The 1,253-nt window shown below is 42.5% G+C and carries 3 protein-coding genes; all 3 read left to right on the top strand.

All coding sequences use genetic code 11. The annotated features are described in order from the left end of the window. On the top strand, positions 1 to 288 hold a 288-nt coding region (locus HGG74_RS20810), incomplete at its 5' end, for a hypothetical protein (protein ID WP_312856930.1). Beyond that, positions 272 to 562 (top strand): TrbC/VirB2 family protein, encoded by a 291-nt coding sequence (locus HGG74_RS20805; protein ID WP_000916156.1) that lies wholly within the window; start codon positions 272 to 274, stop codon positions 560 to 562. The genes HGG74_RS20810 and HGG74_RS20805, both read left to right, overlap by 17 nt. A gap of 24 nt (positions 563 to 586) precedes the next feature. After that, positions 587 to 1,253: VirB3 family type IV secretion system protein (locus tag HGG74_RS20800; RefSeq protein WP_205762278.1), on the top strand; the 667-nt coding region annotated here is incomplete at its 3' end.

Genomic DNA, 1,253 nt, shown 5'->3' with positions numbered 1-1,253 from the left:
AAACGTGGTGGCGATATTTTACGTGGCCTGAGTTGCTATTATTCCGGCAATCCAGAAACAGGAACTAAACCTGAATCAGATTTTAATAACACCAGTTATATACAGCGCATAGGGTTTAATCCGCCTGATAACAAAAAAAACTGGGTGGTTCCTTCAGTTAAAGATGCAATCAGAAAGGAGAATGTAACACAGAGTATCAAACCTAAAGAAGTTACCGTATATCCCCAATATGCCATGCGTGGCACTGTTTTAGATGAAAAGGAAACAAACGATGTTAAAACTCAATAAACGTTATTTAACTCTTTCTGTATTTATGGCTGCATTGATGCTTTGTGTAGCAGAACCCGCCTTTGCTGATGATGTATCCACTAAAACAACTGGCTTCTTGCAGAAGATTATCGATTTTCTGACGGATATCCGTAAGCCAGCAATCACCATCATTGCGCTGGTAATTGGTTATATCGCTATCTTCTCACGCCAGCATGCAGCGTGGATTACGCCTTTAATTATCGGGATTATCATCTTTATTGTTGCGCCATATCTGCCTGACTGGTTAGCGTAATATGTAATAAAAGGGGGCGTAAAAATGAGTACCGTTTTTAAAGGGCTGACACGCCCCGCTTTGATTAGGGGGCTGGGCGTTCCGCTCTACCCCTTTCTTGGAATGTGCGTTATCTGCGTTTTGCTTGGTGTCTGGATTCATGAGGCTATGTATGCCCTCATCCTCCCTGGCTGGTATGCCATCAAGCGAGTTACGAAGATAGATGAACGCTTTTTTGACCTGCTTTATCTGCGAATGCAAATCAAAGGTAATCCTCTGGCAAACAAGCGCTTCAATGCCGTCCATTATGCGGGGAGTTCGTACGACGCAGTCGATATATCGAAAGTGGACAATTTTATGAAGCTTAAAGACCAGTCTTCTCTTGAAGAGTTAATCCCGTATTCATCACACATCACTGATAACCTCATTGTTACCAGAAACCATGATCTACTGGCGACCTGGCAGATTGACGGAGCTTATTTTGAATGTGTAGATGAAGCGGATCTAGCCTTGCTTACTGACCAGCTCAATACGCTGATACGTAGTTTTGATGGGAAACCCGTTACCTTTTATACGCATCGTATTCGGGTTAGAAAAGAAGTGCGACCTGTATTTGACAGCAAGATCCCATTCGTCAACAGAGTGATGAACGATTATTACGAATCGCTTTCGGCGGCTGAGTATTTTGAAAACAAATTATACTTAACCGTAT

It is taken from the genome of Arthrobacter mobilis (assembly GCF_012395835.1).
GTDB classification, from domain to species: domain Bacteria; phylum Actinomycetota; class Actinomycetes; order Actinomycetales; family Micrococcaceae; genus Crystallibacter; species Crystallibacter mobilis.
This window is presented reverse-complemented; position numbering and strand designations above follow the sequence as displayed.

Bases quoted from the DNA above. Each gene is read 5' to 3' on its own strand.
- HGG74_RS20805 (WP_000916156.1), top strand. From the start codon at position 272: ATGTTAAAACTCAATAAACGTTATTTAACTCTTTCTGTATTTATGGCT.